Annotated in this window: 40 protein-coding genes and 2 pseudogenes; 24 read left to right on the forward strand and 18 right to left on the reverse strand. The window is 42.2% G+C overall.

The genetic code is table 11. From position 1 onward, the window contains the following. Window positions 1–235: 235 nt before the first annotated feature. On the forward strand, window positions 236–1,435 hold the full coding sequence (locus PSH54_RS18960) for a tyrosine-type recombinase/integrase (RefSeq protein ID WP_273606837.1): 1,200 nt from the start codon (window positions 236–238) through the stop codon (window positions 1,433–1,435). On the opposite strand, the gene PSH54_RS18965 is transcribed toward PSH54_RS18960, so the two are convergent. The 17 genes and pseudogenes from PSH54_RS18965 to PSH54_RS19045 all read right to left on the reverse strand — a co-directional run bounded on the left by PSH54_RS18965 (window position 1,416) and on the right by PSH54_RS19045 (window position 10,527). Beyond that, on the reverse strand, window positions 1,416–1,619 hold the full coding sequence (locus PSH54_RS18965; RefSeq protein WP_138578838.1) for a helix-turn-helix transcriptional regulator: 204 nt from the start codon (window positions 1,617–1,619) through the stop codon (window positions 1,416–1,418). The genes PSH54_RS18960 and PSH54_RS18965 overlap by 20 nt on opposite strands. Further along, window positions 1,616–2,104 carry a hypothetical protein gene (locus tag PSH54_RS18970; RefSeq protein WP_273606838.1) on the reverse strand — a complete coding sequence of 163 codons (489 nt, stop codon included), beginning with the start codon at window positions 2,102–2,104 and terminating at the stop codon, window positions 1,616–1,618. Before PSH54_RS18970 ends, PSH54_RS18965 begins: the two co-directional genes overlap by 4 nt. Then, a complete protein-coding gene (locus tag PSH54_RS18975; RefSeq protein ID WP_273606839.1) occupies window positions 2,101–2,391 on the reverse strand; it encodes a hypothetical protein in 291 nt (96 codons plus the stop codon). The genes PSH54_RS18970 and PSH54_RS18975 overlap by 4 nt, the downstream gene beginning before the upstream one ends. 7 nt (window positions 2,392–2,398) lie before the next feature. Continuing rightward, a complete protein-coding gene (locus tag PSH54_RS18980; protein WP_273606840.1) occupies window positions 2,399–2,815 on the reverse strand; it encodes a hypothetical protein in 417 nt (138 codons plus the stop codon). Continuing rightward, window positions 2,812–3,051 (reverse strand): hypothetical protein, encoded by a 240-nt coding sequence (locus PSH54_RS18985; RefSeq protein WP_273606841.1) that lies wholly within the window; start codon window positions 3,049–3,051, stop codon window positions 2,812–2,814. Before PSH54_RS18985 ends, PSH54_RS18980 begins: the two co-directional genes overlap by 4 nt. Further along, window positions 3,051–3,683, reverse strand: a complete 633-nt coding sequence (locus PSH54_RS18990) for an MT-A70 family methyltransferase (RefSeq protein ID WP_273606842.1) — start codon at window positions 3,681–3,683, stop codon at window positions 3,051–3,053. The genes PSH54_RS18985 and PSH54_RS18990 overlap by 1 nt, the downstream gene beginning before the upstream one ends. A 10-nt stretch (window positions 3,684–3,693) precedes the next feature. Then, window positions 3,694–4,353, reverse strand: coding sequence for a single-stranded DNA-binding protein (ssb, locus tag PSH54_RS18995; RefSeq protein ID WP_273606843.1), 660 nt, complete (start codon window positions 4,351–4,353; stop codon window positions 3,694–3,696). Window positions 4,354–4,363: 10 nt separating this feature from the next. Beyond that, a pseudogene (locus PSH54_RS19000) lies at window positions 4,364–4,540 on the reverse strand (DNA translocase FtsK); the annotation flags it as partial. A gap of 129 nt (window positions 4,541–4,669) precedes the next feature. Continuing rightward, window positions 4,670–5,506 (reverse strand): annotated as a pseudogene (gene rdgC / locus PSH54_RS19005) (recombination-associated protein RdgC); the annotation flags it as partial. Window positions 5,507–5,514: 8 nt separating this feature from the next. Further along, window positions 5,515–5,655 (reverse strand): hypothetical protein, encoded by a 141-nt coding sequence (locus tag PSH54_RS19010; protein WP_256845193.1) that lies wholly within the window; start codon window positions 5,653–5,655, stop codon window positions 5,515–5,517. Window positions 5,656–5,657: 2 nt separating this feature from the next. Next, window positions 5,658–6,422: a hypothetical protein gene (locus tag PSH54_RS19015; RefSeq protein ID WP_273606844.1), complete on the reverse strand. Its 765-nt coding sequence runs from the start codon at window positions 6,420–6,422 to the stop codon at window positions 5,658–5,660. A gap of 11 nt (window positions 6,423–6,433) precedes the next feature. Beyond that, the gene (locus tag PSH54_RS19020; RefSeq protein WP_138578818.1) at window positions 6,434–6,673 is read right to left on the reverse strand and encodes a hypothetical protein; all 240 of its coding nucleotides are present in this window, start codon (window positions 6,671–6,673) and stop codon (window positions 6,434–6,436) included. Between the two features lie 57 nt (window positions 6,674–6,730). Further along, window positions 6,731–7,957 carry a hypothetical protein gene (locus tag PSH54_RS19025; protein WP_273606845.1) on the reverse strand — a complete coding sequence of 409 codons (1,227 nt, stop codon included), beginning with the start codon at window positions 7,955–7,957 and terminating at the stop codon, window positions 6,731–6,733. Window positions 7,958–7,959: 2 nt separating this feature from the next. Continuing rightward, on the reverse strand, window positions 7,960–8,898 hold the full coding sequence (locus tag PSH54_RS19030) for a Rad52/Rad22 family DNA repair protein (protein WP_273606846.1): 939 nt from the start codon (window positions 8,896–8,898) through the stop codon (window positions 7,960–7,962). 4 nt (window positions 8,899–8,902) lie between these two features. Further along, window positions 8,903–9,196, reverse strand: a complete 294-nt coding sequence (locus tag PSH54_RS19035) for a hypothetical protein (RefSeq protein ID WP_273606847.1) — start codon at window positions 9,194–9,196, stop codon at window positions 8,903–8,905. 148 nt (window positions 9,197–9,344) lie between these two features. Next, window positions 9,345–9,653, reverse strand: a complete 309-nt coding sequence (locus PSH54_RS19040) for a hypothetical protein (protein WP_273606848.1) — start codon at window positions 9,651–9,653, stop codon at window positions 9,345–9,347. A 232-nt stretch (window positions 9,654–9,885) separates the two neighbouring features. Further along, complete coding sequence (locus PSH54_RS19045) at window positions 9,886–10,527, reverse strand: LexA family protein (protein ID WP_337946986.1); 642 nt, start codon at window positions 10,525–10,527, stop codon at window positions 9,886–9,888. Window positions 10,528–10,639: 112 nt separating this feature from the next. Here PSH54_RS19045 and PSH54_RS19050 point away from each other — a divergent pair, with 112 nt between their 5' ends. From PSH54_RS19050 to PSH54_RS19060, 3 genes are read left to right on the forward strand one after another with little or no spacing between them, the layout of a single operon-like run. Beyond that, on the forward strand, window positions 10,640–10,846 hold the full coding sequence (locus tag PSH54_RS19050; protein WP_273606849.1) for a Cro/CI family transcriptional regulator: 207 nt from the start codon (window positions 10,640–10,642) through the stop codon (window positions 10,844–10,846). A gap of 11 nt (window positions 10,847–10,857) precedes the next feature. After that, the gene (locus tag PSH54_RS19055; protein ID WP_273606850.1) at window positions 10,858–11,385 is read left to right on the forward strand and encodes a phage regulatory CII family protein; all 528 of its coding nucleotides are present in this window, start codon (window positions 10,858–10,860) and stop codon (window positions 11,383–11,385) included. Then, on the forward strand, window positions 11,385–11,600 hold the full coding sequence (locus tag PSH54_RS19060) for a hypothetical protein (RefSeq protein WP_256845184.1): 216 nt from the start codon (window positions 11,385–11,387) through the stop codon (window positions 11,598–11,600). Before PSH54_RS19055 ends, PSH54_RS19060 begins: the two co-directional genes overlap by 1 nt. A gap of 12 nt (window positions 11,601–11,612) precedes the next feature. Here the strand turns inward: PSH54_RS19060 and PSH54_RS19065 are convergent, their stop codons facing one another. Continuing rightward, entirely contained in the window at window positions 11,613–11,930 is a 318-nt protein-coding gene (locus PSH54_RS19065; protein ID WP_256845183.1) for a hypothetical protein, read from the reverse strand. Window positions 11,931–12,026: 96 nt separating this feature from the next. On the opposite strand from PSH54_RS19065, the gene PSH54_RS19070 reads away from it, so the two are divergent. From PSH54_RS19070 to PSH54_RS19165, 20 genes are all read left to right on the forward strand, one after another. Continuing rightward, window positions 12,027–12,242 (forward strand): hypothetical protein, encoded by a 216-nt coding sequence (locus PSH54_RS19070; protein ID WP_273606851.1) that lies wholly within the window; start codon window positions 12,027–12,029, stop codon window positions 12,240–12,242. Between the two features lie 59 nt (window positions 12,243–12,301). Continuing rightward, on the forward strand, window positions 12,302–13,198 hold the full coding sequence (locus PSH54_RS19075; protein ID WP_273606852.1) for a replication protein: 897 nt from the start codon (window positions 12,302–12,304) through the stop codon (window positions 13,196–13,198). Beyond that, entirely contained in the window at window positions 13,198–13,767 is a 570-nt protein-coding gene (locus PSH54_RS19080; protein WP_273606853.1) for a hypothetical protein, read from the forward strand. The genes PSH54_RS19075 and PSH54_RS19080 overlap by 1 nt, the downstream gene beginning before the upstream one ends. 3 nt (window positions 13,768–13,770) lie before the next feature. Then, the gene (locus PSH54_RS19085) at window positions 13,771–14,202 is read left to right on the forward strand and encodes a hypothetical protein (RefSeq protein ID WP_273606854.1); all 432 of its coding nucleotides are present in this window, start codon (window positions 13,771–13,773) and stop codon (window positions 14,200–14,202) included. 9 nt (window positions 14,203–14,211) lie between these two features. Beyond that, window positions 14,212–14,523, forward strand: a complete 312-nt coding sequence (locus PSH54_RS19090; protein WP_273606855.1) for a hypothetical protein — start codon at window positions 14,212–14,214, stop codon at window positions 14,521–14,523. After that, window positions 14,523–14,975 carry a recombination protein NinB gene (locus tag PSH54_RS19095; protein WP_273606856.1) on the forward strand — a complete coding sequence of 151 codons (453 nt, stop codon included), beginning with the start codon at window positions 14,523–14,525 and terminating at the stop codon, window positions 14,973–14,975. Before PSH54_RS19090 ends, PSH54_RS19095 begins: the two co-directional genes overlap by 1 nt. Beyond that, window positions 14,962–15,264, forward strand: a complete 303-nt coding sequence (locus PSH54_RS19100) for a DUF1364 domain-containing protein (RefSeq protein WP_273606857.1) — start codon at window positions 14,962–14,964, stop codon at window positions 15,262–15,264. Before PSH54_RS19095 ends, PSH54_RS19100 begins: the two co-directional genes overlap by 14 nt. Next, window positions 15,261–15,641 (forward strand): RusA family crossover junction endodeoxyribonuclease, encoded by a 381-nt coding sequence (locus PSH54_RS19105; protein ID WP_138578786.1) that lies wholly within the window; start codon window positions 15,261–15,263, stop codon window positions 15,639–15,641. Before PSH54_RS19100 ends, PSH54_RS19105 begins: the two co-directional genes overlap by 4 nt. Beyond that, window positions 15,638–15,832: a hypothetical protein gene (locus PSH54_RS19110; protein WP_273606858.1), complete on the forward strand. Its 195-nt coding sequence runs from the start codon at window positions 15,638–15,640 to the stop codon at window positions 15,830–15,832. The genes PSH54_RS19105 and PSH54_RS19110 overlap by 4 nt, the downstream gene beginning before the upstream one ends. 1 nt (window position 15,833) lies before the next feature. After that, window positions 15,834–16,394, forward strand: a complete 561-nt coding sequence (locus PSH54_RS19115) for a zinc finger-like domain-containing protein (protein WP_273606859.1) — start codon at window positions 15,834–15,836, stop codon at window positions 16,392–16,394. After that, complete coding sequence (locus PSH54_RS19120) at window positions 16,391–16,621, forward strand: hypothetical protein (protein ID WP_256845172.1); 231 nt, start codon at window positions 16,391–16,393, stop codon at window positions 16,619–16,621. Before PSH54_RS19115 ends, PSH54_RS19120 begins: the two co-directional genes overlap by 4 nt. Window positions 16,622–16,649: 28 nt before the next feature. Further along, window positions 16,650–16,994: a hypothetical protein gene (locus PSH54_RS19125; protein WP_273606860.1), complete on the forward strand. Its 345-nt coding sequence runs from the start codon at window positions 16,650–16,652 to the stop codon at window positions 16,992–16,994. Window position 16,995: 1 nt separating this feature from the next. Further along, the gene (locus tag PSH54_RS19130; protein WP_273606861.1) at window positions 16,996–17,580 is read left to right on the forward strand and encodes a hypothetical protein; all 585 of its coding nucleotides are present in this window, start codon (window positions 16,996–16,998) and stop codon (window positions 17,578–17,580) included. Between the two features lie 371 nt (window positions 17,581–17,951). Further along, window positions 17,952–18,326 carry a LexA family protein gene (locus PSH54_RS19135; RefSeq protein ID WP_273606862.1) on the forward strand — a complete coding sequence of 125 codons (375 nt, stop codon included), beginning with the start codon at window positions 17,952–17,954 and terminating at the stop codon, window positions 18,324–18,326. A gap of 6 nt (window positions 18,327–18,332) precedes the next feature. Continuing rightward, complete coding sequence (locus PSH54_RS19140; protein ID WP_273606863.1) at window positions 18,333–19,217, forward strand: hypothetical protein; 885 nt, start codon at window positions 18,333–18,335, stop codon at window positions 19,215–19,217. 154 nt (window positions 19,218–19,371) lie between these two features. Beyond that, window positions 19,372–19,800, forward strand: coding sequence for a DUF5675 family protein (locus tag PSH54_RS19145; RefSeq protein WP_273606864.1), 429 nt, complete (start codon window positions 19,372–19,374; stop codon window positions 19,798–19,800). Then, window positions 19,797–20,291: a hypothetical protein gene (locus tag PSH54_RS19150; RefSeq protein WP_256845167.1), complete on the forward strand. Its 495-nt coding sequence runs from the start codon at window positions 19,797–19,799 to the stop codon at window positions 20,289–20,291. The genes PSH54_RS19145 and PSH54_RS19150 overlap by 4 nt, the downstream gene beginning before the upstream one ends. Further along, window positions 20,291–20,632 (forward strand): phage holin family protein, encoded by a 342-nt coding sequence (locus PSH54_RS19155; protein WP_138578766.1) that lies wholly within the window; start codon window positions 20,291–20,293, stop codon window positions 20,630–20,632. The genes PSH54_RS19150 and PSH54_RS19155 overlap by 1 nt, the downstream gene beginning before the upstream one ends. Next, a complete protein-coding gene (locus PSH54_RS19160) occupies window positions 20,632–21,306 on the forward strand; it encodes a hypothetical protein (protein WP_273606865.1) in 675 nt (224 codons plus the stop codon). The genes PSH54_RS19155 and PSH54_RS19160 overlap by 1 nt, the downstream gene beginning before the upstream one ends. After that, complete coding sequence (locus PSH54_RS19165) at window positions 21,306–23,039, forward strand: hypothetical protein (protein WP_273606866.1); 1,734 nt, start codon at window positions 21,306–21,308, stop codon at window positions 23,037–23,039. Before PSH54_RS19160 ends, PSH54_RS19165 begins: the two co-directional genes overlap by 1 nt. The last annotated feature ends 3 nt before the right edge of the window (window positions 23,040–23,042 follow it).

The following is a 23,042-nucleotide window of genomic DNA, read 5'->3' on the forward strand; positions in this document are numbered from 1 at the left end:
CTATTAAACTTAATGATTCATTGCCTCTAGTCATCTACCGCTATTTATTTTTATCCCTCTTTTACCCCCTTTATTTCATCTAAAACAATAACTTAAATGTATAGCTAACACTCCTATCTACGGTTATGCACTGACTTTTAATGCTGTTATTGGTGACTTTTGTGTCCTAACTTGTGTACCATTTTATTTGTGACTCTATTTTTGGTCACATTTGGTACTCAGAGTCGGAGAGTCAATGAACATTACAGCAGCCAAACTAAAGAGCTTGAACGGTAAAGAGTATGCCGGTAAGCCTGAAATAACGGACGGCGATAACCTATCGTTAAGGATCTCACCAAAGGGCAAGATCTCATTTCAAATACGCTATCGAATTAATGGTAAGCAGGTTCGATATAAATTAGGAACCTATCCAGCAATGACACTTGCACAAGCACGTAATGAATGTGCGGCGCAAATGGCACTGGTAAATCAAAACTTAGATCCTCGGAATATGGAGGCCGTCAACGCGGTTGAGTCGGAGGTAATAGAAAATCCTACGATCAGAGATTGCATTGATTATTGGTATATAAATTATTGCCTAAAAAAGCGCGATAATCCTGCAGGCATAAAGAGCCGTATGGTGTCATGTATAAATGATACGTGGGGTAATCAATATATTTCACTAATGGATAAAACGCACTTTACCGCGTTTTTTAAGTCGATGGGTGATGTATCTATCGAAAAGGGCAGAGGCAAAGGCTTTGCTTTTAATGCCATTATAGAGATCAGATCTGTGTTTAGGTTTTGCATTCGCCAGGGCTTTATTAGCAACACGCAATTTGAAGCGTTAAGGCCAAGCGATTTTGCAACGGATTATGATTCCCGGGAGCATTATTTAACACTAAAAGAGTGCCAGTTAATTTGGTCCAATTTAGATGAAATAAACATGACGGATAGAAACAAAGTGATACTGCGCTGCGCCATGGTGTTTGGTTGTCGTATAAGTGAGTTATGCAAAGCTAAAAAAGATGATTTTGATTTAGATAACCAACTTTTTACAACTCAAAGAGAAAATACAAAGGGCGCTTTGCATTCTATCGTTCGGCCAATACCAAGCGAGTTAATTGAGGACTTAAAATATATAAAATCGCAATCGCCATCGTATAGCTATATGTTTCCTAACCGTGGCGGCGATCATCCTGCTAGCAGCTCAAGCGTGAGCCAAATATCTAAATCGTGTTATGAAGCGATTGAAGGTGTTGGACCGTTTAGGATGCACGACTTTAGGCGGACTATATCAACGCACTTAACGGATGCGGGATGCCCATTGCAATTCACTGAGAAGTTGCTAGGGCATAAGATGAAAGGCGTATTGGCGATATACAATAAATCGCCAATGCTCGAAGGCTTAACTGAGTGGATTAACCGTTGGGTTCTCATGCTGAAAGGCGGTTAGCTTGATCCCTAAGCGCTTCGCAATGCTGATCAACTACTTGAGCATCCCAGCGCTTAGGCTTTCCAACAATTGTAGCCGGCGGGAATTTACCCTCTTTTTCCCATTCCAAAATAGTATTTGGTCTTACGCCGAACAGGGCGGCTACGTCTTTTGTTGCTAAGTATCTGCTTGTTGGTAAACTCATAAATTTTTCTCCCATGCTGCGTAGACACTTTCAATGTGAGGGTGAGTAATAGCTGCTGACGCTTTGATTAACTCATTTTTAAAGCCTTCTGCACTCATATTCTTGATTGTAATTAATCTCTCTGGACTGATTACTACAGGGCAAACTAATGAATCTAAATAGTCCTCGCCATCCCCTCTATATAGCCAGCATTCTTCCTCATTAAACCGCTTAAATTTAAGTATTTTTAATTCGTCTCTTTCTTTCTCAACTTTTCGGTAGGAATACCCTATGTCTTTTATTTTTTCCTTTAAATTTTCATTTTGAGAAATTAGTGATTGAATTTTTTTTGCTGCTTCGTTTGCTAGCTCGAATATGTCAAATTCTGAACTGCCTTCCCTGCCTTGCTCATCTTCGCCTAGAACTTCTATAACTCCTGTTTCTATTTGTTCAGGCTCTGATACCGCAAGCTCACTCAAGGCCCATATTAAAATTTCAGTTTTCATAAATCACCTCTTTCATAATTTTTCAAACGCGAGCTTTCTTTGCTAGCGATTTCAATGCGTGGTTTCAATAGCGCCTTGTTTGCTTTTCCTATAGTGCTATCAGTTAGATCAAGGCCTTTAAATACTTTGGTTTTGTTGTGTTCTTCTTTGATTATTTGGTTGCGCTCGAAGTCGCGCATTTCAATTACTTCATCAAAGTGTTTTTCACAGGCAAAAGCGCCGCGATATTCGTAAGCCTCATTTGCTCTTAGCTTTGCATTGCATTTTCGGCATTTGTAATTGCTCATAAATCACCTACGCTAACTTTTTGGCATAATCAGGGTTCATAGCTCTATAACATGCCGACTTCATACAGCCTTTGGCGTTGTTAAAGCGCTTGTTTAAATCTTCGCGTGTGTCGGGTACTTCGCACTCGAACGTGTCTGAATTAACGCCGTTGTAGAAGTGCCACTTTAGGCGCGGGTTATTTGCACACACATCATTTGCGTAAATCTCTACGCGGTAACCTGCACAACGTTCGGGTATACAGCTTGCCGCATCTTTTAATAGGTCGGCTAAGTAATTCGCATGCGACACATTAGGTTTACCGTTTTGAAGTAGAGCCCAGGCGAACGAATAAACGTATTCGTTTAAATCCATTTCACCGCCTTTTTGCTCTTTTAATTTAAAGCCATGCTGTAACGCTAGGGCTTTGATTTTTGCATTGTTCATGTTTTCACCTTTGCATCTTTCTCTACTCTAACTTTATGTTCACACTTGGTATTGCCATGTGCGCCACAACCGCCTTTTAACTTATGCTTTCCGCAAAGTGCTATTGCTTTTCCCGCCTTACCAACAACACCATTTACAGCGCACTGGTAAACAATTTTGCCGCTCATATTAATTGCTCCTGACTCTTGATTTAGCGCATACCAGGTATGCGCTCTGCGTTTAGTGCGTGGTTTCATTAGGCTGCTTTTGCCTTTTTATTAAGCTTGCCTACTTCATTGCCCCAAACCGACCAGCCTTTAACTCGCTTACGAGAAAATAGCTCGATGCGTGGTACATCACCGGCCAATTCAACACACGCCTCTCTAAACTCATTTGGCTTTTCGCTGTGTTGGCCGATAGGGTAGGCGCCAGAAAACACGCCTCGGCCTAGTATTTCGTCTAGGCTTTCGGTGTCATAGTTACCTACTGCGCGCACTGAGCGGCTTGCTACTTTCGGTTTACCCTTGACTGCGATAATGGCCGACTCGCTACCGGCGCGGGTCCAAAATCCCATGCCGAACAGCGGGTTGTTGTTTATGGTTAGCTTATTCCAAACAAAACCATTCATATTTTTAAGTGTGAAACCCCATGCTTTCACAACGTCTAGGGCTTCTTGTGGCATTGAGCCCACGTACCACATAACCAATATGCAATCGTCCGCCGCAATATCATCAATACGCATAGCTTTTAGCTCGTCTACGCTCATGGTTGACTTGTAGTGGTGTGCTGCGCCGCTTTTCATGCTGCCGCCAGTTTTTTTGTTGCTAAACTGCCAAGCTGGATCAGCATAAATAAGGTTAAATTTTTGGCCGTTAAATTGCTCAAACATGGGGCTCTCCTTACATGCACATTAAGAGTGCTGGGTATTGCAGGCCAATTGGCGCGAAAGGAATGTCGTCATCAAAATCTATGCCTGGCTCCATAGGGTTAGATGCGCCACCGCTCATGTATTGACTATTACTAACGCCTTGCTTCTGCTTTGGAGCAAAACCACCTTGTTGCTGGCTGTTTTGGCCTTGGTTGTTGCCCTGGTAATTATTATTACTATTGCCGTAATTATTATTACCCTGGCTATTTTGCTGGCCTTGGTTGTTTTGACCGTAACCACCTTGCTGCTGCGCACCTTGCGCATTGCTCGCTTGGCCTTGCTGTCTTTGACCTAGCATTTGCATTTGACCTGTAAAGCCATCGACTACAATTTCAGTCGTGAAACGTTCAATGCTTTGTTGGTCGGTCCACTTGCGAGTTTGCAGTTTACCCTCAACGTAAATTTGTGAGCCTTTGCGGCAGTATTCACCAGCAATTTCTGCTAATTTCCCGAAGAAAATAACGCGGTGCCATTCGGTTTTTTCTACCATTTGGCCTGTGTTTTTATCTTTGTAGCTTTCGCTAGTCGCAAGGCTAATTTTTGCTACTGGATTGCCGTTAGGCATGTAACGCACATCAGGATCTTCACCTAAATTGCCCACTAAAATTACTTTGTTTACGCCTCTAGCCATGACGGACTCCTTATTTAATTAAAACTGTTCTAGCGCCGTTATGACCTGGCGTGCTTACAATGCCGTTAAATTCAAGTCGCTCAACTAGCCTTGCTGCTCGGTTGTAACCTATTCTGAATTTGCGTTGAATACGTGATACGGATACGAAACCCTGCTCTATGACAAGCGCTTTTGCTTCTTCATAAAATGCGTCATTGCCGTTGCTGTCTGTATACTTGGCGCTGTGTTCGGCAAGTAGCGACTCGTTGCCATCGTCTTGAACAAGATCTTCCTGTTCGCTGGTCGTACTTTGTTTATCGAACGCATTTCTTAGCTGCTCGCAATGACTTGTCATTAGCTCAAGCGCTATTGTCTGCTTGTGTATTTCATAATCATCAGCGTTATCGAACATGTCGCCTTCAATTTCAAACAGCTCTTTTACGCCTTTAATTTTGAAGTTGTGATTTAGGTAGAATGAAAGCCCATCTTTTGAAAGAGCAATTTCTTTGATTTCGTAACCTTGCTCGATAAGTTCTTTGATATTTTCGGTAGGGTAATCACCTTTAAAGCGTGCAACGTCTTTATCTTTGTTTTGCATAACCAACAAATCGCCAACCTCAAAGCCAGCAAAGTACAGCTTGGTGTCGTATTCGTTATTTGAATTATTCAGCTGATCAAGCATATTGGTTGTTAGTGAATTGGAAATACCGCTACAGTGAAGTGTTTTGGTTTCAATTGACTCAACTAGTTTTAGTAGCAAACCTAATGCGCGTTGCGCTAATGCGGCCTTACAATCAAAAATTAGCGTTTGCTTTTTTTCATGATAAAAAGCTGAGAAGTGAACTGTTTTTGCTATTGAACGAGCGCAAAAATCCGCGCTCACTTCTTCGGTTATTTTTCCCATTTCTTCTTTGCTAGGTTCGTGAGGCCAAGCGTCTACTACTTCATTAATACGCTCTAAAACCTGCGCTTTAGGGTAGTCTTTAGCGCTATAGGTAAAATCTATTCGGTAACCGTTATCAAGCGCTACAAACTGACGCTCTACTTTAAATCCCAAATTGCTCCACTGACTATCTGTTAGCGGCGTAAAAATAACGCCTTGTTCTTCTGCAACCTTACTTTCTAAAACTGAAATACCTGGCAGCTCTGCTGCGAATACATGAATGTTTTTCATTGTTATGCCTACTTAGTTGTTAATAAAACGATGATGGCAACCACTAAAACGCGAACGCTGTTAACCGCTACCATCTTTAAAAAGTCTCGGCGCTGCTGCTTTGCAATAGCGCTTGAGCTGTTACCTTTGATTGCCATGTAATCGTGCATATTTAGTAGTGATCCCAGCTTGTTTCGTAGTCGTCAGCATCAAGCCCTTGGTCTAGCTCTATCTGACCTTTCATTGCGTACACATTGAAAAGTATTTTTTCCATGCTATATAAGCGGCCCATAGCCAAAGCCTCTCCAGGCTTTTTACCATCTACGCGAATGCTTAAAATGTCGTATTTACCCGTTTCCTTGTCTTTGCTTAGGTGCAGACTAAAGTCACAGCTATGCTTGTCTTGGTCAGCTTCTTTGTCTATGTAGACAGATAGTGAATCGCCTGGCTTGTTCCAGGAATAGCCGTTATCGTTTATGATCAGTGTTATATCACCCTCGGATTCATCACCTTCTTGTGCTTCTTTAAGTAGTGAGTTAACAATGTAAGAAAGCGTTATTTTTTCTGGCACTTCGGCTAGCAACTCTGCAAACTCTTTATCAAGCACTTCGGTTAAGCGTGAGTCGTAAAAGCCTTGAGCCGCCACTTTTAGGCGGTTTAAAACAAAGTCGTGATAAGTTGGCAAGTCGTCTAAACTCTCAATTTGCGGCATAATTGCCTTGGTCATTTTTTCTTTTAGCGCCTTACCTAAATCGCTGTAGCTACGAAAAACATTGTCTGCAGTATCTTCGATAAGCGAATCGACCTTTTTGCTAATTGCTATTTCAAGCGCGCCAGCTTGGATTTTTTCATTTAGAATGCGGCCAAACATTTCCTGAACTGTAGTGCTGCTTGGGTCGATTGTTGGCTCGAATGTATTTTCTTTTTTATCTGTCATTTTTCTGTCCTTTATGCTGCCTGATTGCGCTTTGGTGGCTTTGGTAATCCGCCATTTGTTTCGATAATTGCGTGCATTTTTTTGCAAACGTTGAACGCTTCAATACGGTTGCGAGTGAACTTACACCCCGGTAACGTCCAGCCTTCCTCGCCTCTAAACTTTGTGGCCTTAACCACCGCCAAACCGAAGCAAAGATCATCACAGCGTAAGTGTTCAACCATTCTTAGCTGCGGTACTCGTAAATTTGTCATGTAAACCTCTGTAAAGAGCTTGCGCCCGTAGGCGCTCACTCGGTTGGAGTTGGAAACTTATGCTGCTAGCGCTTTATTTAGGCGCTGCTCTAACACTTCGATATAGCTTTCAGCTACGTCTAGCTGGTCACAAATACGGTCTAGCTCGTCATTGTCGGCGCGGTCCTGAGTGCTCGGCCATATATCCAGCGGCGTGTAACCTGTAGGCGCGCTAGTGCTTTCAAATACTGGCGATTTAAAGTTATTACCAAGTAAAGGCTCGACTTCATCTTTTACTGGCTTGTTGGCTTCTGCTAATGCGTCACGCTCTTGCTGCTCAAGCGTTGGGCCTTGCTCAACCGGCTCTTGGCTTACTTGAACTTGCGGCTCTGGATCTGTAGTAACGGCTACAGACTCAAGTTGTAGTTTTTGTTGGTGCATCATTTTTAGCTGCTGGATAACTTGAGCTAACACTTGGATAACTTCATCTAAGCGATCACCGAACTTATCTGCGGTAGGCGTGAACTGCTCTAACTTCTCAATGCGCTCGGCTACCGCTGCGCTAGACTTATCAAAGTAATTCATTGGATCATTGCGGAGGTTGTTAATGCGTTCGCCAATCTCTTGCGCTTGCTTTTGTAATCGCTCTTGTTGTGCAATTGCTTCTTGCTGAATGCGTAATTGCTCGCGCTCTGCTTCAACTGCTTCGGCTGCTTTAGCCGCTTGATACATATTGTTAAGCGCTTCAAGGATATTTTTCTTAGTGTCGATAGCTTCGTGAATAAGCTCTTTGTCGAACGATTCAGTATCTACCAGGTCTACAGCTTCGATTGTGTCAGCAATGAATTGTGAGCTTTGATTTTTACATTGCTCAGTAAAGTCGTGCATTTGCGCTATTTCTTGGCGCTGCTTGTTTAAAAATGCTTCACGCTCTTTAGCTTTGCGTGCGGCTTCTTCTTTGCGGCGCTTATCTTCTGTTTCAAACGCTTCAATGTAAGGGTTGTAAATTTTATCAATGTCACCGATCAGCTTGTCGGAATAAACTTTAACTTCGGCGCAATAAGCCTTGCGCTTATCGTCTATCGCTGTTGTAATTTTGTTGCGCTCAGTTCTGATTTTGCGCGCTTCTTTAAAGTCATCATCATTGCGCATATCAAGCTTTAATTTACGTGGGTACTGCTTACGTAAATCTTTAAGCGTGGTTTCTGTTACGTTTTCAGAAAAAACAAACGGTAAGATCTGAGTTGATTCAACTAACTCAACTAATTCGCCGTTCACTTCTTTTTCAACTTTATTGATAGTCATGGTTATACTCCGTTTCTTAGGTTGTTTAGCGCCTCTGTATGCGCTTGGTTGACTTGAGCCACAAAGTTACTGCTATCTACCTTGTTTGCTCTGCAATGACCCTTTAGCTCTTGCAATAAGTGCTTATGGTTCATTGTTAAAACTGATTCGTTTTCCGCTGTGGTTATGCGGTCTTTGATGTTAGTGTTTAGCCAGACGTGAAACTTTTTATTAGCGTTCAAGCTGCTTTCTTGCTCTTTAGCTTCAAGCTCTGCTTTTTTACGATCTTTTATTTCAATCGCTTTATCGCGTATATCAATGCGGTTAACCGCCATGGCAAATTTGTAAGCTTGCTCGTACTGTTCGCGAAGGGTGGCTAAGCTAGTAGCCTGTTCAATAGCGTCTAAATATTTATCAAACTTGGCATAAGGCAAAGCCCAATCGGGTAGAGTAGGCGGGAACCATTCAGCGCTCATGCGTGGGCCTCCTTTATTACCCTTGTTAATCGGTATATTGATAAATTCACCGTTCGCTTTGAGTCGGTTTTCAACCGGTACGCATGTTGCAAATTCGGTATCAAGTGAGTAAAGGTAGCGACCAATGCCAAATTGCACCGCTGTGCGCTTCATAGCGCCAGATAAAGCACCTTTTAACGCTTCAATTTGCGAATACTCTGAACCATCCCATTTAGTTACCCAGCTATCGCCAAAGCGAATGCTTAAACCGCACAAGTAACCCTTGCCGCCGGCGGCTTCTTTAAATTCGTTTTTCCATCCATCAATGCCGACTACATCGTCTAAACGCTGCTGAATAGCGCGGTTAGTGATGTAAGGAATAACCATTACCCATGGGTTGCTCTTGCTAGATACGCCACTTTGCTGCACACGCCATTCAACATCGTGCGCTTCAAATGGATCGGCTAATAAGCGTTGGATCTCTGCTGCTGTTTTAGTGTTGCTCATTGGTCTAGCTCGCTAGTAGAGTTGGTAAGTTGAACGTGCCAATGCGTTTAAAGCGGCGTACTTCATTGAGGACTTGGCTAAGCTGCTCTATCGCATCGTGATCAGTTAAAAGAACGGTGCATGATTTTTCTGCTTTACCGTCAACGTAAACAAATACGCTTATTGACGGGTCCGTTGCACATGTAACTACGTTTACGTGTGAGCGACTTCTAAAACAAAATGACTCTACAGAAAGCGCCGCTATAAGCGTTTTCGCCTCAAGCGAAAGTGCTGGGAATGTTTGAGAGTTGTTATTCATATAGACACCGTTTTTGTTTAATTCGTTATACAATGACGATAAGTATAACCATTTATACAAAGTGGTCAATACTGTTGTTTAATAAATTATACAAAAAAGGCAAGGAAAAGCGCCTTGATAGGCGCGGAGGGCTGTTATGTACTGCTATCTACGGTTTATTTATTTCACACTTATACGCGTTTGCGGATACGCTAGGGGAGTAACCGCCATTGATATTTAGCCATACAATATGTGTAGCACCTGAATTAATTGCTTGTTGTTTTGCCTGTTCTTTGGCGTTTTCTATCCCAGACGAAGCGGCAAGCCCGCCCCAGCCCGAAGTGCCGCTAACATTGGCAATATAATCACAACGCTCTACATTTTTTGCACTGGTTTCTTTAATCGTGCCTATCGCTTTGGGTGAAGCGCAACCAGTGATAACCAAGATTATAAGAACTGGTAGTATGTTTTTATTCACTCTACACCTCTGCTTTTATTATTTGTTGTATAAATTATTGCAAGAGTGAACAACGGCCTTAGCTGCCATATCTGAATTGGCATTTTCAATATTGCTTAGGATGCATTCATCTGCGTTTTTTGGTGTTAAATAGGTGTGCACACAAACTATTGCGATGAAGGATGAAATAGCGATTGCGACCCCTATATTTCTCATTTTTTGACTCATTACTAACAGCCTTTTGTAAGTAAAGTTAAAAATCTTGTATCAGCTGTTTAACAACGCCAATAATCGTGCAGTTTCCATTTATCGGCAGTGTTGGATAGCTGTTATTAAAAGGCTTTAAGTATTTAGCTCCGCCATCAATAACCAGCTGCTTTAATGTTGCCTCATCGCTATCTTCTAGCCGCGCAACAACAACCTTGCCATGCTCTGCTGGCACGTTGGGGTCAACGATAATAACTGAACCCTCTGGTATAGACTTCCCTCCGTTAAAGCTTGTCATGCTGTCGCCTTTGACACGAAGCGCAAACGAGTCATCGCTCACATTTGCCGTGTGTTGGTAAAATACGGTGTCACTTTGGCGTAGGCTTTCCATATCTATTTCTTTCCATTTACCTGCTTGCACCCATGAAATTAAAGGAGCTTTACCCCTTAGATCTGGCCCAAGTTCTAATTCTACATTCCCTTCTGGCGTGCCAACGCCGGACGCAAGCCACCTGGCATTGCATCTCAATGCTTTCGATAGTTTTAATAGGTTCTCACTAGATGGAACAACTTGACCAGTTCGCCAATGACTAACAGAAGCTCTACCAGTACCAAGCTGCCTGGCTAGTTCACTTCCTTTTACTCCCAAGGTGTTCATTCGAGATATTAATCTTTCTGAGAAACTCATAGCAATCCAAAAGTGTTTAGTTATCTATACATTGTATTTAAAGTTTGTTTATTTGTGTTGAACAATTTCTTTGTATAACCTATTATACAAAAAACAGCATAAGGAGCGCTTTATGAAAACTCAAGACGCTATTGATTACTACAAAACTAAAGCGGCACTAGCCAGAGCTTTAAAATTAACTCGCGGCGCGATCACCCCATGGGTAGAAGCAGGCCGGTTGCCAAAAGGCAGAGCTTGTGAGCTCCAGCTTATTACAGGCGGCCAATTAAAAGTTGATCTGTCTCTATACGAAGATGAACAACCTGAATCAGCAGCGTAAGGAAACTATAAATGCTTTTATCTAAAAAGAGTACGAGAAACGCAAAGCCAAGCGCTCGCTGTCCACTTGAAGCAGCGGCAAGTATCGCGACCGATTTTAATGTATCTGAAATTGCGCGCCTTATGGCTAAGTCACCAACCACACTCAGCAATAAGCTTAATACGAATATTGATTCGCATGTATTAACACTGCAAGAAGCCATTGCTATTCAGCATATCACTGGGGATAGCCGAATTTTAAATGCCTGGGCTTACAGCGAAGGCAAGACTGTTATTGATTTGCCAGAAGTAGGCTTGTCTGACGATGAATTAGCAGATCAGGTTTTGCACCTGCAAGAAACTATTGGCGACTTTGCTAAAACCTTTCGTTTGGCACGGCAAAAAGGCGTGATCACGCAATTAGATTTTAATGCAATACAGAAAAATACCCTTTCTATTATTTCCACAGCTTTGCAGCTTAACGCTGAAATTGAACAGATGGTTAGGCCTGATCCTAATGGACCAGTTGCAGCTAAGTCAGCATCGTTGAAGGTGGCGTGATGAGTGAAAAAAGTAAAGCTAATGATGAAATTTGCTTATCAGCTGAGCAAAAAAGAGAAAGCTATATCAAGTATGACGATGCGACAAAAGGTTTAAGCAAGCTGATAGGCCAAAAGGCTGATCTATTGGGTCTTCACGGTAGCGCACGCGATGGGTTTGTTCTTGATGTTGCAAATGATGTGGAAGGCCTACGAAAAAGATTCGTAAGCCAGTAGAGCAGTCGTGAGTTAGCAGCCCACTTTACCTTGCTCGTAAACGGAAGGGGTTTTGTTGAACTCTTTTTCGAAGTCGATATTAAGCAATGTTAGGCCTTTTTCAGTTAAGTGATAGTCGGCGTTGGAATAAGTGCTGCCTTCATGAGAAACGTAACCATTTTCCAATAAGAAATAGAGGACGCCCTCTAACAATGAGATGTCATTTTTATAGTCGAAATCAGGCGCTTCATAACGTTGCGCGTGGATATGAAGAGATAAAGGGAATTGCTCAGCAAGTTTATTTAATAGTGGCTTTGCAATTCTATTAAAAGAAGAAATATCGAATTTCATGTTGTTGTCCTTTTGTTTGTTGGTTTAGTAATTCGCACTTGCATGCTAGCAGACAAAAGGGCGCTTTTTAATCAGTTTTAATTTTAGGTTTTGTTTATGGATACAGCAGATAGTGCACAAATAGAAATAGAGCAAAACGAGTCTCGTTTAATTGCCAACTTAAAGCAACAAGACGTTGAACCAACAGACGATTGCATTGAGTGCGGCAACGAAATTAACGAAGCACGTAAGAAGGCGATAAAAACCAATTTATGTATTGGTTGCGCAGAAATGCGCGAGTTGCATAGCAGAAACTACGCAACTCGCAGGTAAAACAAAACCCGCATCAGCTTTGGCGGCACGATAGCGGGTTTCAATTTAGCGAGATAATTATGAACAATTTAGCAGAAGTTTACAAGTTCCCTGATAAACGAGGGGGCGAAATTAATCAACATGACACAGGTGGTTATGTGAAAGCAGATATTGAGCAAGGTTATGACAGGCTAGCCCAAAAGCTAACTGACACACTTGCAAACCCACCGGTAAAGCTAAGTGCGCGCGAGTATCAAATTGTATTTGCTGTAATGAGTAAAACGTACCGTTGGCATAAGCGAACTGATTGGATAAACAACGTTCAGCTAAGTGAGCTTACGGGTATATCGCAATCTCACATTAGTGAAATTAAAAATACACTTGTCGAAAAGGGCGTTTTATTTTTTGAGGGGCGCAATATTGGGATAAACCCAATTGTATCTGATTGGGGTAAAAGTTACCCGAAAACGGGTAAAAAGAAAGTTACCCAAAAACGGGTAAAAACTTACCCAAAAACGGGTAACGACTTACCCGAAAACGGGGAAAAACTTACCCAAAAACGGGTAACACAAAAGAAAGAAACTATTACAAAAGAAAAAACAAAAAAAATAAACAAAAAAAGTTTGCTTGAGACTTTAGATTTTTCTACATGGCCTGCATTGCCAAACCAGCAAATATTTGATGATTGGGTCGCTATGCGTAAAGCAAAAAAAGCGAGCATTAGCCAAACCGTGATCAACAACTTCGGCAAGCAATTTCAAATCGCTTTTCAAAATGGCTTGAGCGTTGATGAATGTTTATCTGAGTGCATAACACGGAACTGGCAAGGCTTTAAATATTCTTGGATAGCTAACGCAAACCAAAGCCAGTATTCAAGTATGGCGCAACGCCAATCAAACAACGTAGGCGATCAGCTTGCTTACTTGCAAGACTCACTTGCGCATATTCCAACCCCACACGATGACGAGGTGTTGTAATGAATAATCAATTATCAACACTTCACCAAGACAGCAAGCCACAAGCAAATAGCGTGCTTGTAAAAATCATTGGCGGCGAAGTATTGCCAGCGCTTAAAGCTTACTACCCAAACAGCGATTTTAATTGGCGCGGTAACTTAACGTTATTTGCTAACGAGTATGCAAGTCAGCTTTACGGAATGGGGATTATTGCAAAGCATGTTCGCATGGCACTTGAAGCAGCACGCATACGATCAGCCTCCGAACGACACGCGCCTAATCCAATTGAGTTCAAAATTTTATGCCTGCAGGCACGCGGTATGCCAACGCTTGAGCAGTGTATGAGTGAAATCAGCGAGCAGCGCATTAAAAACTACGGCAAAGATAAAGAATGGTCTGAGCCCTTGGTTTATTGGCTAAACCAGCAAATAGCCGCAGCACGCGCAACACTGGCGGATAACGCATGGCAAAAAATGGCAAAAGACCGCTACACAAATCTTGCTGATAAATACGGCAAGGGCGAGCTAGAACCTATACCGCTCAAAATCGAGTTTAACGAGCCGCCGGCTTACTTGAAGTACGTAGGTTAAGCCATGGCTAAATCATACGAGCAAGATCAAAAAGAGTTTATTCGCGCACTAAAAGAAATTTTAGGGGGTGATTACCAAAACGCGTTAGTCGCAGCAAAAGCAGCAAAAGCCGCAGCGCTGAAAGGAATTAAAACGCCGACACCCAAGCAAATGGGCTTTGCAACAGCAGAAGCTAATCGGGCTATGGCAAGAGCGGCCAAAGAGCATGGCATTGATAGCGTACCGCAGTATATCAAGGACCAAAAAGAGGCAGCTAAAAACAAACATGCAAACCGTAATAAGGCGCATAGTAAAAACAGGCAAGCGGCTAATCGTATGCAAGACGTTAAAGCAAGCCCTGGCAACTTTACATCAAAGAAGGTGCCGGTAAATCAAGGTTACTCGCTTAATGAGCAGCTAGAAAAAACATATCAAAACGCAAGAAAAACAGCTTAGGAGCTAATTATGACTACCAAAAAAAGCACACTCACTCAGTTATCACCAGCCGGCGAAGTTTTTTGTGATGGCTTTATCTCAAATTCAAAGGCGCAGGCATCAAAGGCGATTCAGGACGGCGCAGCGGTAAACCATGACGCAGCATTTGCCAACTTAACCAAGTCCGCCGCTGTATTAGCTGAAAAAAATTGCTTAGATCGCCAAGTGCGTGATGCGCTTATATCAATCGGTGCTCACATTTTAGTACAAGCACAAAAAGAAGCGGTAGCAGCCCAAGAGGCAAAGGCCGAGCCAGCTAAAAAAGCAGATAAGGCCGCGTAATGGCAAAGAAAGTAGTAACCACTACTAACGCCCAATACTACATGCCCCAAATTGGGCAAGCGGTAAGGGCGCTTTTAAAGCAAGGCAAAAATGTTGTTGTCGAGTTTAAAGAGCACAAAGCTAAGCGCTCTTTAGCTCAAAACCGTTTGCTTTGGCTGTGGAACCAGATGATTGCTGATTATTTTCGCGAGCACTACGGGCAAGAAAATAGCTCAGAGGACGTACACGAAGTATTTGTGCGAAGGAAGTTTGGGGTGAAGGTTATTCAAGCTGGCAACGAGGAACCAATAATCGTGCGCAAGCGGACCCGCAAGCTAAACACAAAAGAGTTTTGCGAGTATCTAAATTGGCTAGAGCAATACTGTGCTGAGTATTTAGAGCTTTTACTGCCACAGCCGGACGATCTTTATCACTTGGCTATGTATGGAGAGTCAAACAATGTCGCTCATTAGTAAAAAAATAAGAAATAGCGCACGCGGCCAGCAATGCCAAGTGCGTATGCCTGGCGTATGCAACCGCAATCCTGAAACCACTGTTTTAGCGCATGTTGGTAAGGGTTCAGGTATGGGCCAGAAGTGTGATGATATTCACGCAACTTACGCATGTTCAGCGTGTCACGATGTAATTGATAGGCGTGTACGAATGGGAAGTGCAAACGAGTTACTAGTTTACGCCTATGAGGGCATGGTTAGAACGCAAAAGCTTTTACTCGAGCAAGAATTGATACAGGTGGTGAAATGATTAATTTAACTTTGCCATACCCACCAACAGTTAACCACTATTGGAAATCATCTGTAAAGCGAGTAACCGGCAGTAAAAGCCGAGTAGTTACACGTGTAAGCGACCAAGGGAAGGCGTTTTCTGAGCATGTATTTTGGTTGGTGCGCGAGCAAAAGGCTAATAAAAAGCTTAAAGGTGATTTAAAGCTGGTTGTAAACGTGTACGTGCCGGATAACCGCAGGCGCGATATTGATAACTTGTGTAAGTCTCTATTCGATTCGCTACAGAAAGCCGGCGTTTATGAAGATGATACACAAATCAAAGATTACCGCATGATTCATTGCGGCATCATCAAGGGTGGCAAGGTTACTCTAACTGTAGAGGAAATAGAGCCGTGAATGATAAGCCACTAAAGCTAAGAATGACTCAAGAGCAACACATTTATGGCTGGATGCTTAAACAAGGTTTAATTGAAACTTTTGATTTATCTTGGCCGTGTTTAGCACTAGAAGGTTTACTTGCTAAGCCCGCTGATTTTGAGGCTCACAGAGAAGTTACCGCTATATTTAAACGTATGGGAGTGAGATAATATGCAACCAATTAAGCTACTTGCAAAGCTTACAACTAAAACGCTAAATCTCACTGGTACGTTTGGTGGCAGTGGGCAAGACGTTATTGATTGGCGGACGGCGGCACATGCTTTGGCAGGTTTACCGCAGTGCCAAACCAATTGGGCTTACTTTCGCTATGTGGGTGAGGAGACAAGGCTTAATCGTGTTGTACGCTCGCTAACTATGCACGCAACGCTGTTTGTAAAAATACGCCAATACAAAATAAAGCCAGATACATTAAACGGCTTGGTGATGGCAGCAGTACATGAGTTTGTTCAGCCGGTGTGTGGTGAATGTGATGGTAGTGGTTTAGCACCGGGGCAAAAGGCTACTAACCTAGAAGCTGATACATGCGTTAAGTGTCACGGACGAGGACGCAAGCCAATATCAAACCGCAGTCGATGTAAAATTATCGGTATCGGACATAAAAGCTATACCAGCGCACACGATGAAGTAACAAAGGAGTTGTTGAGGCTTATAGCTGAGTGGGAGCGCGATATATTTAAAAATATACACGTAAAAATGGGTGACGTAGCATGATAACAGCCGCCGAACTTGCAAACGCAACCACACGACTACCAGACCCCGAAACGTTTAGATATAACAGCATTCAAATAATGCTTCATAACGTGCTTGAGCCAACAGCAAGCGATAAGGGCAAAACCACTTACTTAGAGCAAAGCACTGTAACGTTTGTTAAGCGCAGTATATTCGGTATTGATACGTGGGTTGTAGAAAGTATGGATATAAACAACGCGCACAGATAAGTATATTTAAAGCAAGAGCGAGATAAGCATGAATAAGATAACAATAAACGGCAAAACAATTACACACTCAGGCCGTGGCAGTGTGTGTATAAGCAATAACAAAATTACTATTGGTGGCGTGGATATAAAAGACCTAGACACCATTGAAGAAAAAACAGTAAACATTGTCATTGAAGGTAATGTTGAAAACATAATGACCGAAGATGCTGATATAACAGTAAACGGAACAGCCGGCGCAGCAACCACTAAGAATGGAAATATTACGTGCGGCGATGTAAGCGGCGATGTAGAAACTAAAAACGGCAATGTGATGTGTGGAAGTGTCCAGGGTGATGCTACTACAAAGAACGGAAATATTATGAGAGGCCGATAGCATGAAAAAGCCTAGCAAAGAGCAAATAGAAAAAATAAAAGAAGAATTACCGCACCCTAGAGATTGGATGGGAGACTTTTATAAGGTGGTTTGGCAAGACCCAAAAGAGCTAGAGCCAATTGGTATGCTAGGCCGTGAGGCTAAGCGCTCTGAGTTATACGATGTAGAGCTGCTATTTAAAAAGGTTGTTAATGCAAACGGGTATGGGATGAGTTGGGAGCTTGACGAAGGCTTTAAAAGCTTTGATGAGTTTGTGGCAGAGCAGACAGAACAAAGCCAAGCCCCTGTCGATGAGTACGGTATCATTGAAATACTAAAGAAACATAACGCAGAAAGCGCTTTAAATGAGATTACAGCCGTTTTTGATAGGTTTTGCGAGTCTTATATGGGCTCAAGAGAAAGTATACGCAAGGGGGCTTTTACAGAGGTTAATTGCTACTTAATGACTTCGCTTATTGAGGGTAGAAAGGACGCAGAATTGTTAAGGGCAAAAATAACCGACCTAGTAGACTCTTACAATAATTTATATACAGGGAAACCCCATGCTAATAAAGCCAAACAAGATACTAACAGCGATAATGATTAAGTATCCAATACTCATAGACAAGTACCTAACGGAACATTAAAGAACAAAACGGAACAACATCGGAACAAAACAGCGCTCTTAATTAATTTAAGGGCGTTTTTTATTGCCTAAAGCAAAGCTTTAGCGGAACAAAGCGGAACAAATAGCGGAACAATTGAAAATTTAAGTTATTGATATTTAATTGATGTTCGCTTTAAACGGAACAATTGAAGGGGGAATATAACGATTTGTCCTGTTTATCGACTAAATGTTCCTTTTTATATTGCTTAACGTCACCTTATACTTTTAAATAGGAACAAATGAGGTTTAATTTTTCTTAATACCATTTAAGCAAAAGGCACTTAAAAAGCTTATGGAGGTGAGTTGCAATAATGATGGAAAGTAACGTTAACAAAGCCAGCGATTACGCACAGTTGCCAGATGGATTAACTGGTTTGCTTGAAAAGAATAAAGACGCTACGTTTTATGGCGTTGCTAGCGGGCGCTCAATGGAGGGCGTTGGCATATTTGATGGTGATGTGCTTTTGATTGATAGGAGCTTAAACGTAAAGCCAGGCGATGTAATTGTGGCAGTATTAAACGGTCAGTTTGTTTGTAAAATTGCTGACCTTAAAAACAATCAATTATTGTCTGCGAGTGACGAATACGAACCTTACAAGCTCAAAGATGGTGACGAGTTCACTTTAGAGGGAGTGGTAAGCCGGTCTGTTCGCATGTTCCGCCGAAATATTAAGGATAAATTGTAGAGTTATATGGAAAAGATAAAACAACTACCAACTTCAAAATGGGATTGTGCGTTTACCGTTTCGTTTCATCTTACGTGGATTGTGCCCATTTCTTTATTATTTATCCAACTGATTAGTGTTGGTAAATACATAAGCTTTGATATTACTAATCCAAGTAATTGGAAAGAAATTGATAAAACTTTCTCAGTGCCATTTGGTTCATTTCTTTTTATGGTAACTACAACTACGTTGATAGGGCTATATACAAGAAGCCTACAAATAAGTGAGCAATTAAGATTGGCACGTGCTCAGCAGGAACTGTCAAATGAGCAGCTTTTACTTGCTCGAAAACAGGCAGAAAGATACGAATCACAGCTAAATATATCATTAAAGAAAGAAAGCTTTATGCTTTACATGGAGCATACTAAGCAGTTTCAAGAGCATTTGAACCAAATAATTAAATCGTCTAAAGGTGTATTTAGGATGATTAAAAGCACTGATAAAGAAAGAGTGGTCATTAATTATGCGCGGCTTTATAGAAAAACGTTTCCAGAGAACACCCCTACAGAAATGGGTAACTTGACATTAGAGTCAAAAGAACGGGCATTTGACTGTTGTAATCCTCCAATAAATACACGCATTTTAAAAAATTTAAAGCTGGATATGAGTGAGAGAGATATTGAGTTTACATTAAAAGGCTCGATAGAAAGCTTGCTCGCTATAGGTATTTTTGTTAGGGCAAACTCAGATGCTGATGATATATTCAATATGCATTTTTTCATGCTAGATATACTGATGGTCTTGACTGCTCTTCAATCTATAGGGCTCGTGGGTCGAGAAGATGCAGACCACATAAAGAGTGAAACCATGAAATATTTGAAGCCGTTTTTTAAAGAGTCAGAGCAAGATTGATAGAACTTGCAAACCCCCCAAGATTGATATATCTTTTCACATGTTGAAGAAATCCGCTTAGTTTTACGACTGAGCGGATTTTTTTTGCTCTATGCTACTTGCTTTGCCCGGTTTAACAGCCGGGCTTTTTTATGCGTGAAACAAAAGGTTAACTATGAAACTTGTACTTAAGCGTTTTCCAACTCCTATTGGTGCATTTGGTACTTTTGGTGAGTTGTATGATGAAAAAGGCGAGTTTGTTTGTTTTACAGTAGAGCGCGAGTGGAATAACAACAAACCTTCTATTTCGTGTGTGCCTTGTGGAATCTACGACCTAGAGCCCCACGAAAGTCCTAACCATGGAACGTGCTACGCGCTACAGCAACAAAGTTTAGGCGTAACCATCTATGGACCATCACAACGAACGCACATTCTTATACACATCGCAAACAAAGCAACGGAGTTAGCCGGTTGTATTGCACCAGGTAAATCGCTTGGTGTTGTTAGCGGTGAGTGGGCTGTTTTGAATAGTGGCGGCGCTTTTAACTTGTTAATGACTTTGCTTGACGGTAAGCCGGCAACTTTGGAGATAGTAAACGCATGAGCGATAACTTTTTCACTAAAGCAATAGACTTTGTAAGCGGTGGCTTTGGTTCGACAGTTGTAGAAGCCGTTAAAGATTATTTCCCGCCAAGCATGAGCGAGCAAGAGAAGGCCGAACTTTCTTTTCGCATTCAAACGGCCACAGATCAGCAAGCATTACAGATGCAAGAACTAAACAATGAAGCGCAAGCTGAGTTTAATAGACGCATTGCTGAGCTTGAAGGTACGGCTAAAGATTTAAAGTCTATTCCTTTGCTTGGTCCAATAATGCTGTTTTTACGGGGTTGTCAGCGTCCGGTGTGGGGCTATTCGACTCTGTATATTGATTTTAAAGTATTCAGCGGCGCTTGGGTTGGTTTGACGGACACACAAGAAAGCGCCTTGTGGATTATTAACTTTTTAGTGCTTGCCTTTCTATTTGGCGAAAGAGCAATGAAAAACGTTACACCGCTTATTGAGCGGATCATTAAAACAAAATTAGGAAAAGCGTAATGCCACCAGAATCAGGACCAATCCTAAAACACCTCATTGATCTAGGACTTGGTTATGTGTGGTTTATCTTGCTCGCTATATGGGGTGGAACCGTGAACTATATCAACCGCAGAAAAAGCGAAAAGACACCGTTTAGCGTTGTTGAGCTTATTGGTGAGTGGGCGATTAGCGGCTTTGCTGGAATTATCACAGTGCTTATTTGTCAAGAAATGGGTATGTCGGTAACCATAACAGCAGCAACGGCTGGCATATCGGGGCATATGGGCGGTAGGTCTATCTTTTTGCTAGAGCGATATTTTCAAAGTCGCATTGGCTTGAAGGGCGGCAACGGTGACAAGTAGTGTCAAAGTGGACCGATTTAAACGAGCTATTTCAAAAGCAGCACGCAGAAACAGGCGTATCACTTAAAGAATTTTGCGACAGCCACGGTTTAAGCTACAGCACAGCGCGTAAGCACATAAAAACATCAAGAAAAGCACCGCGCAAAGTAGTTAAAGACGAAGGGCAAAAGCTAAAAAGAGCGCCGAACTTTAAACACGGTGGCTATACAAAGTATTTTAAGCAAGGCATTAATCAGTTAGTAGAAGCAACAACGCTAGAAGATGAACTTGATTTATGTCGCGCTCGCATTCACATGGTTATGGACTCGATTGAGGGTATCCAAAAGCTATTAGATGATGCGGGCACGACAAACGAATCGAAAGTGATGCTTTACGAGTCGTTATTTAAAGCTGAAATGTCACTTGATAGAAATGTCATACGTGCTGAGTCGATAACTAAAACGCTATCAAGCCTTGAAACAGACACATTAGCACGCGGCAAGCTTATTGCTGAAACGACACGTATTAAGCAACAAACACAATCCCTGATCAACGCGACCAAACGCGGTAAGCATCAGGCGGAAATTGCAGAGCATGAAGCAGCCAAAGCACGTAAAGAGGCCGGCGGCACTAGTAAGCTTGATGATTTCATTGATAAGCGCACAGGCGGTTTAGATACGGTGGTTAGTCAGTAATGCAACCAAAGCCAGCTAAATACCCTAAGAGCACATGGCTCACAGAAGAAGAACGCTTTAATTTAGATGAAGTAGAGCTGTTAGAGCGATGCGAGCCCTATCTTGATTGTTGGTGGTGGCGTTTAAACAACTTATACATCATAGCGGACGAGAAAGGCCGTGAAGTGTTGTTTCGTTGTCGTATAGCTCAAACCATGCTTTTTGTAACGATGTGGTTTTTAAACATCATCTTAAAAGCGCGCCAGCTTGGCTTTAGTACAGCAATACAGGTTTTTATCCTAGACCATGCCATGTTTAACGATAACAGGCAGTGCGGGGTAATCGCCCAGGGTAAAGAAGAAGCCAGCGCCATATTTTCATCGAAGATACTTTATCCCTACGAGCGGCTACCAAGTTGGCTTAAAACGGGCAAGCGCTCAGTTAAAAGCAAAACTGGCACCGGCATAAAGTTTAATAATGACTCATGGATACGTGTTGCTGTTTCGTTTCGTTCGGGAACACTTCAAGTATTACACGTATCAGAATACGGCAAGATATGCGCTAACTATCCATTACGAGCAGACGAGGTTCAATCTGGCTCACTGAATGCGGTACATGAAGGCTCTTATATTTTTATAGAGTCAACAGCAGAAGGCGCAAGCGGCAATTTCTTTGATATGTCAGTCGATGCCATGGATTTATCAGCATCAGGCATTGCGCTAGGCCAGCAAGATTTTAAATTCCACTTTTATCCATGGTTTGATGATCCTAAGTATGTGGCACCAGTGCCGACAGGTGGTTTAAAACTTTCAAAGGAAAAGGCCAAATACTTCAAAGCAGTTGAAGCAGCTAACGGCGTAAAGCTCACAGACGAGCAAATAAGCTGGTATATAGGCAAGGAGCGCAACCAAAAAGGCAAGATGAAGCAGGAATATCCATCTACACCGATGGAAGCTTTTTTAACATCAGGCCGCAAAGTATTTGATAGCGATGATTTGATGCGTGTCGAAGGGCGCTGCGTTAAGCCTTTGCTCGTTTATGATCTTGAGCCATACACCGGCAACATGAAGAAAATGAACGGCAAGGTTGATTTAAACGCCAAAGGTAGCGATAAGCTGGCCCAATCAACGCTAGGCTATCTGCTTATTTGGGAGTTACCAGACGAAAACGAAGATTATGCGATCGGTAGCGATGTTGCAGAAGGACTTGAACATGGCGATCGCAGCTCATTAGACGTTGTTGCCAAATCGGATGGGCGACAGGTAGCACATTGGTTCGGTCATATAGACCCTAAGCGGTTTGCACACATAAACAAACATATCGGACTTATGTATAACAAGGCCTATATTGGCGTTGAGCGAAACAATCACGGTCATGCGACACTTCAAGAGCTTGTTGAGATTTACCCAACGAGCCGGATTTACACGGAAGAACACATTGATCGCGAAGATACGGACGAAGAAACACGCAAGGTAGGCTGGCACACAAGCGCACAATCAAAACCAATTCTTACCAGTGGACTAGACGCACTACTAACGAATGATGCTGACGGCATTGTTTGGCGCGGTACTTCTAGCGAGCTAAGCACATTTGTTTACGACAAAAAAGGCCGCATGGGCGCACAGCCTGGCGGGTTTGATGATCAGGTAATGAGTTACATGATTGCACAAGAAATGCGAGTAAGAATGCCTAAACGACTAATAAAAGATAATACACCCGCACCACACAACCCTAATCATTGGATGGCAAGATAACAA

Source organism: Pseudoalteromonas sp. Angola-30, assembly GCF_028599215.1.
In the GTDB taxonomy this organism is placed as follows: Bacteria; Pseudomonadota; Gammaproteobacteria; order Enterobacterales; family Alteromonadaceae; genus Pseudoalteromonas; species Pseudoalteromonas atlantica.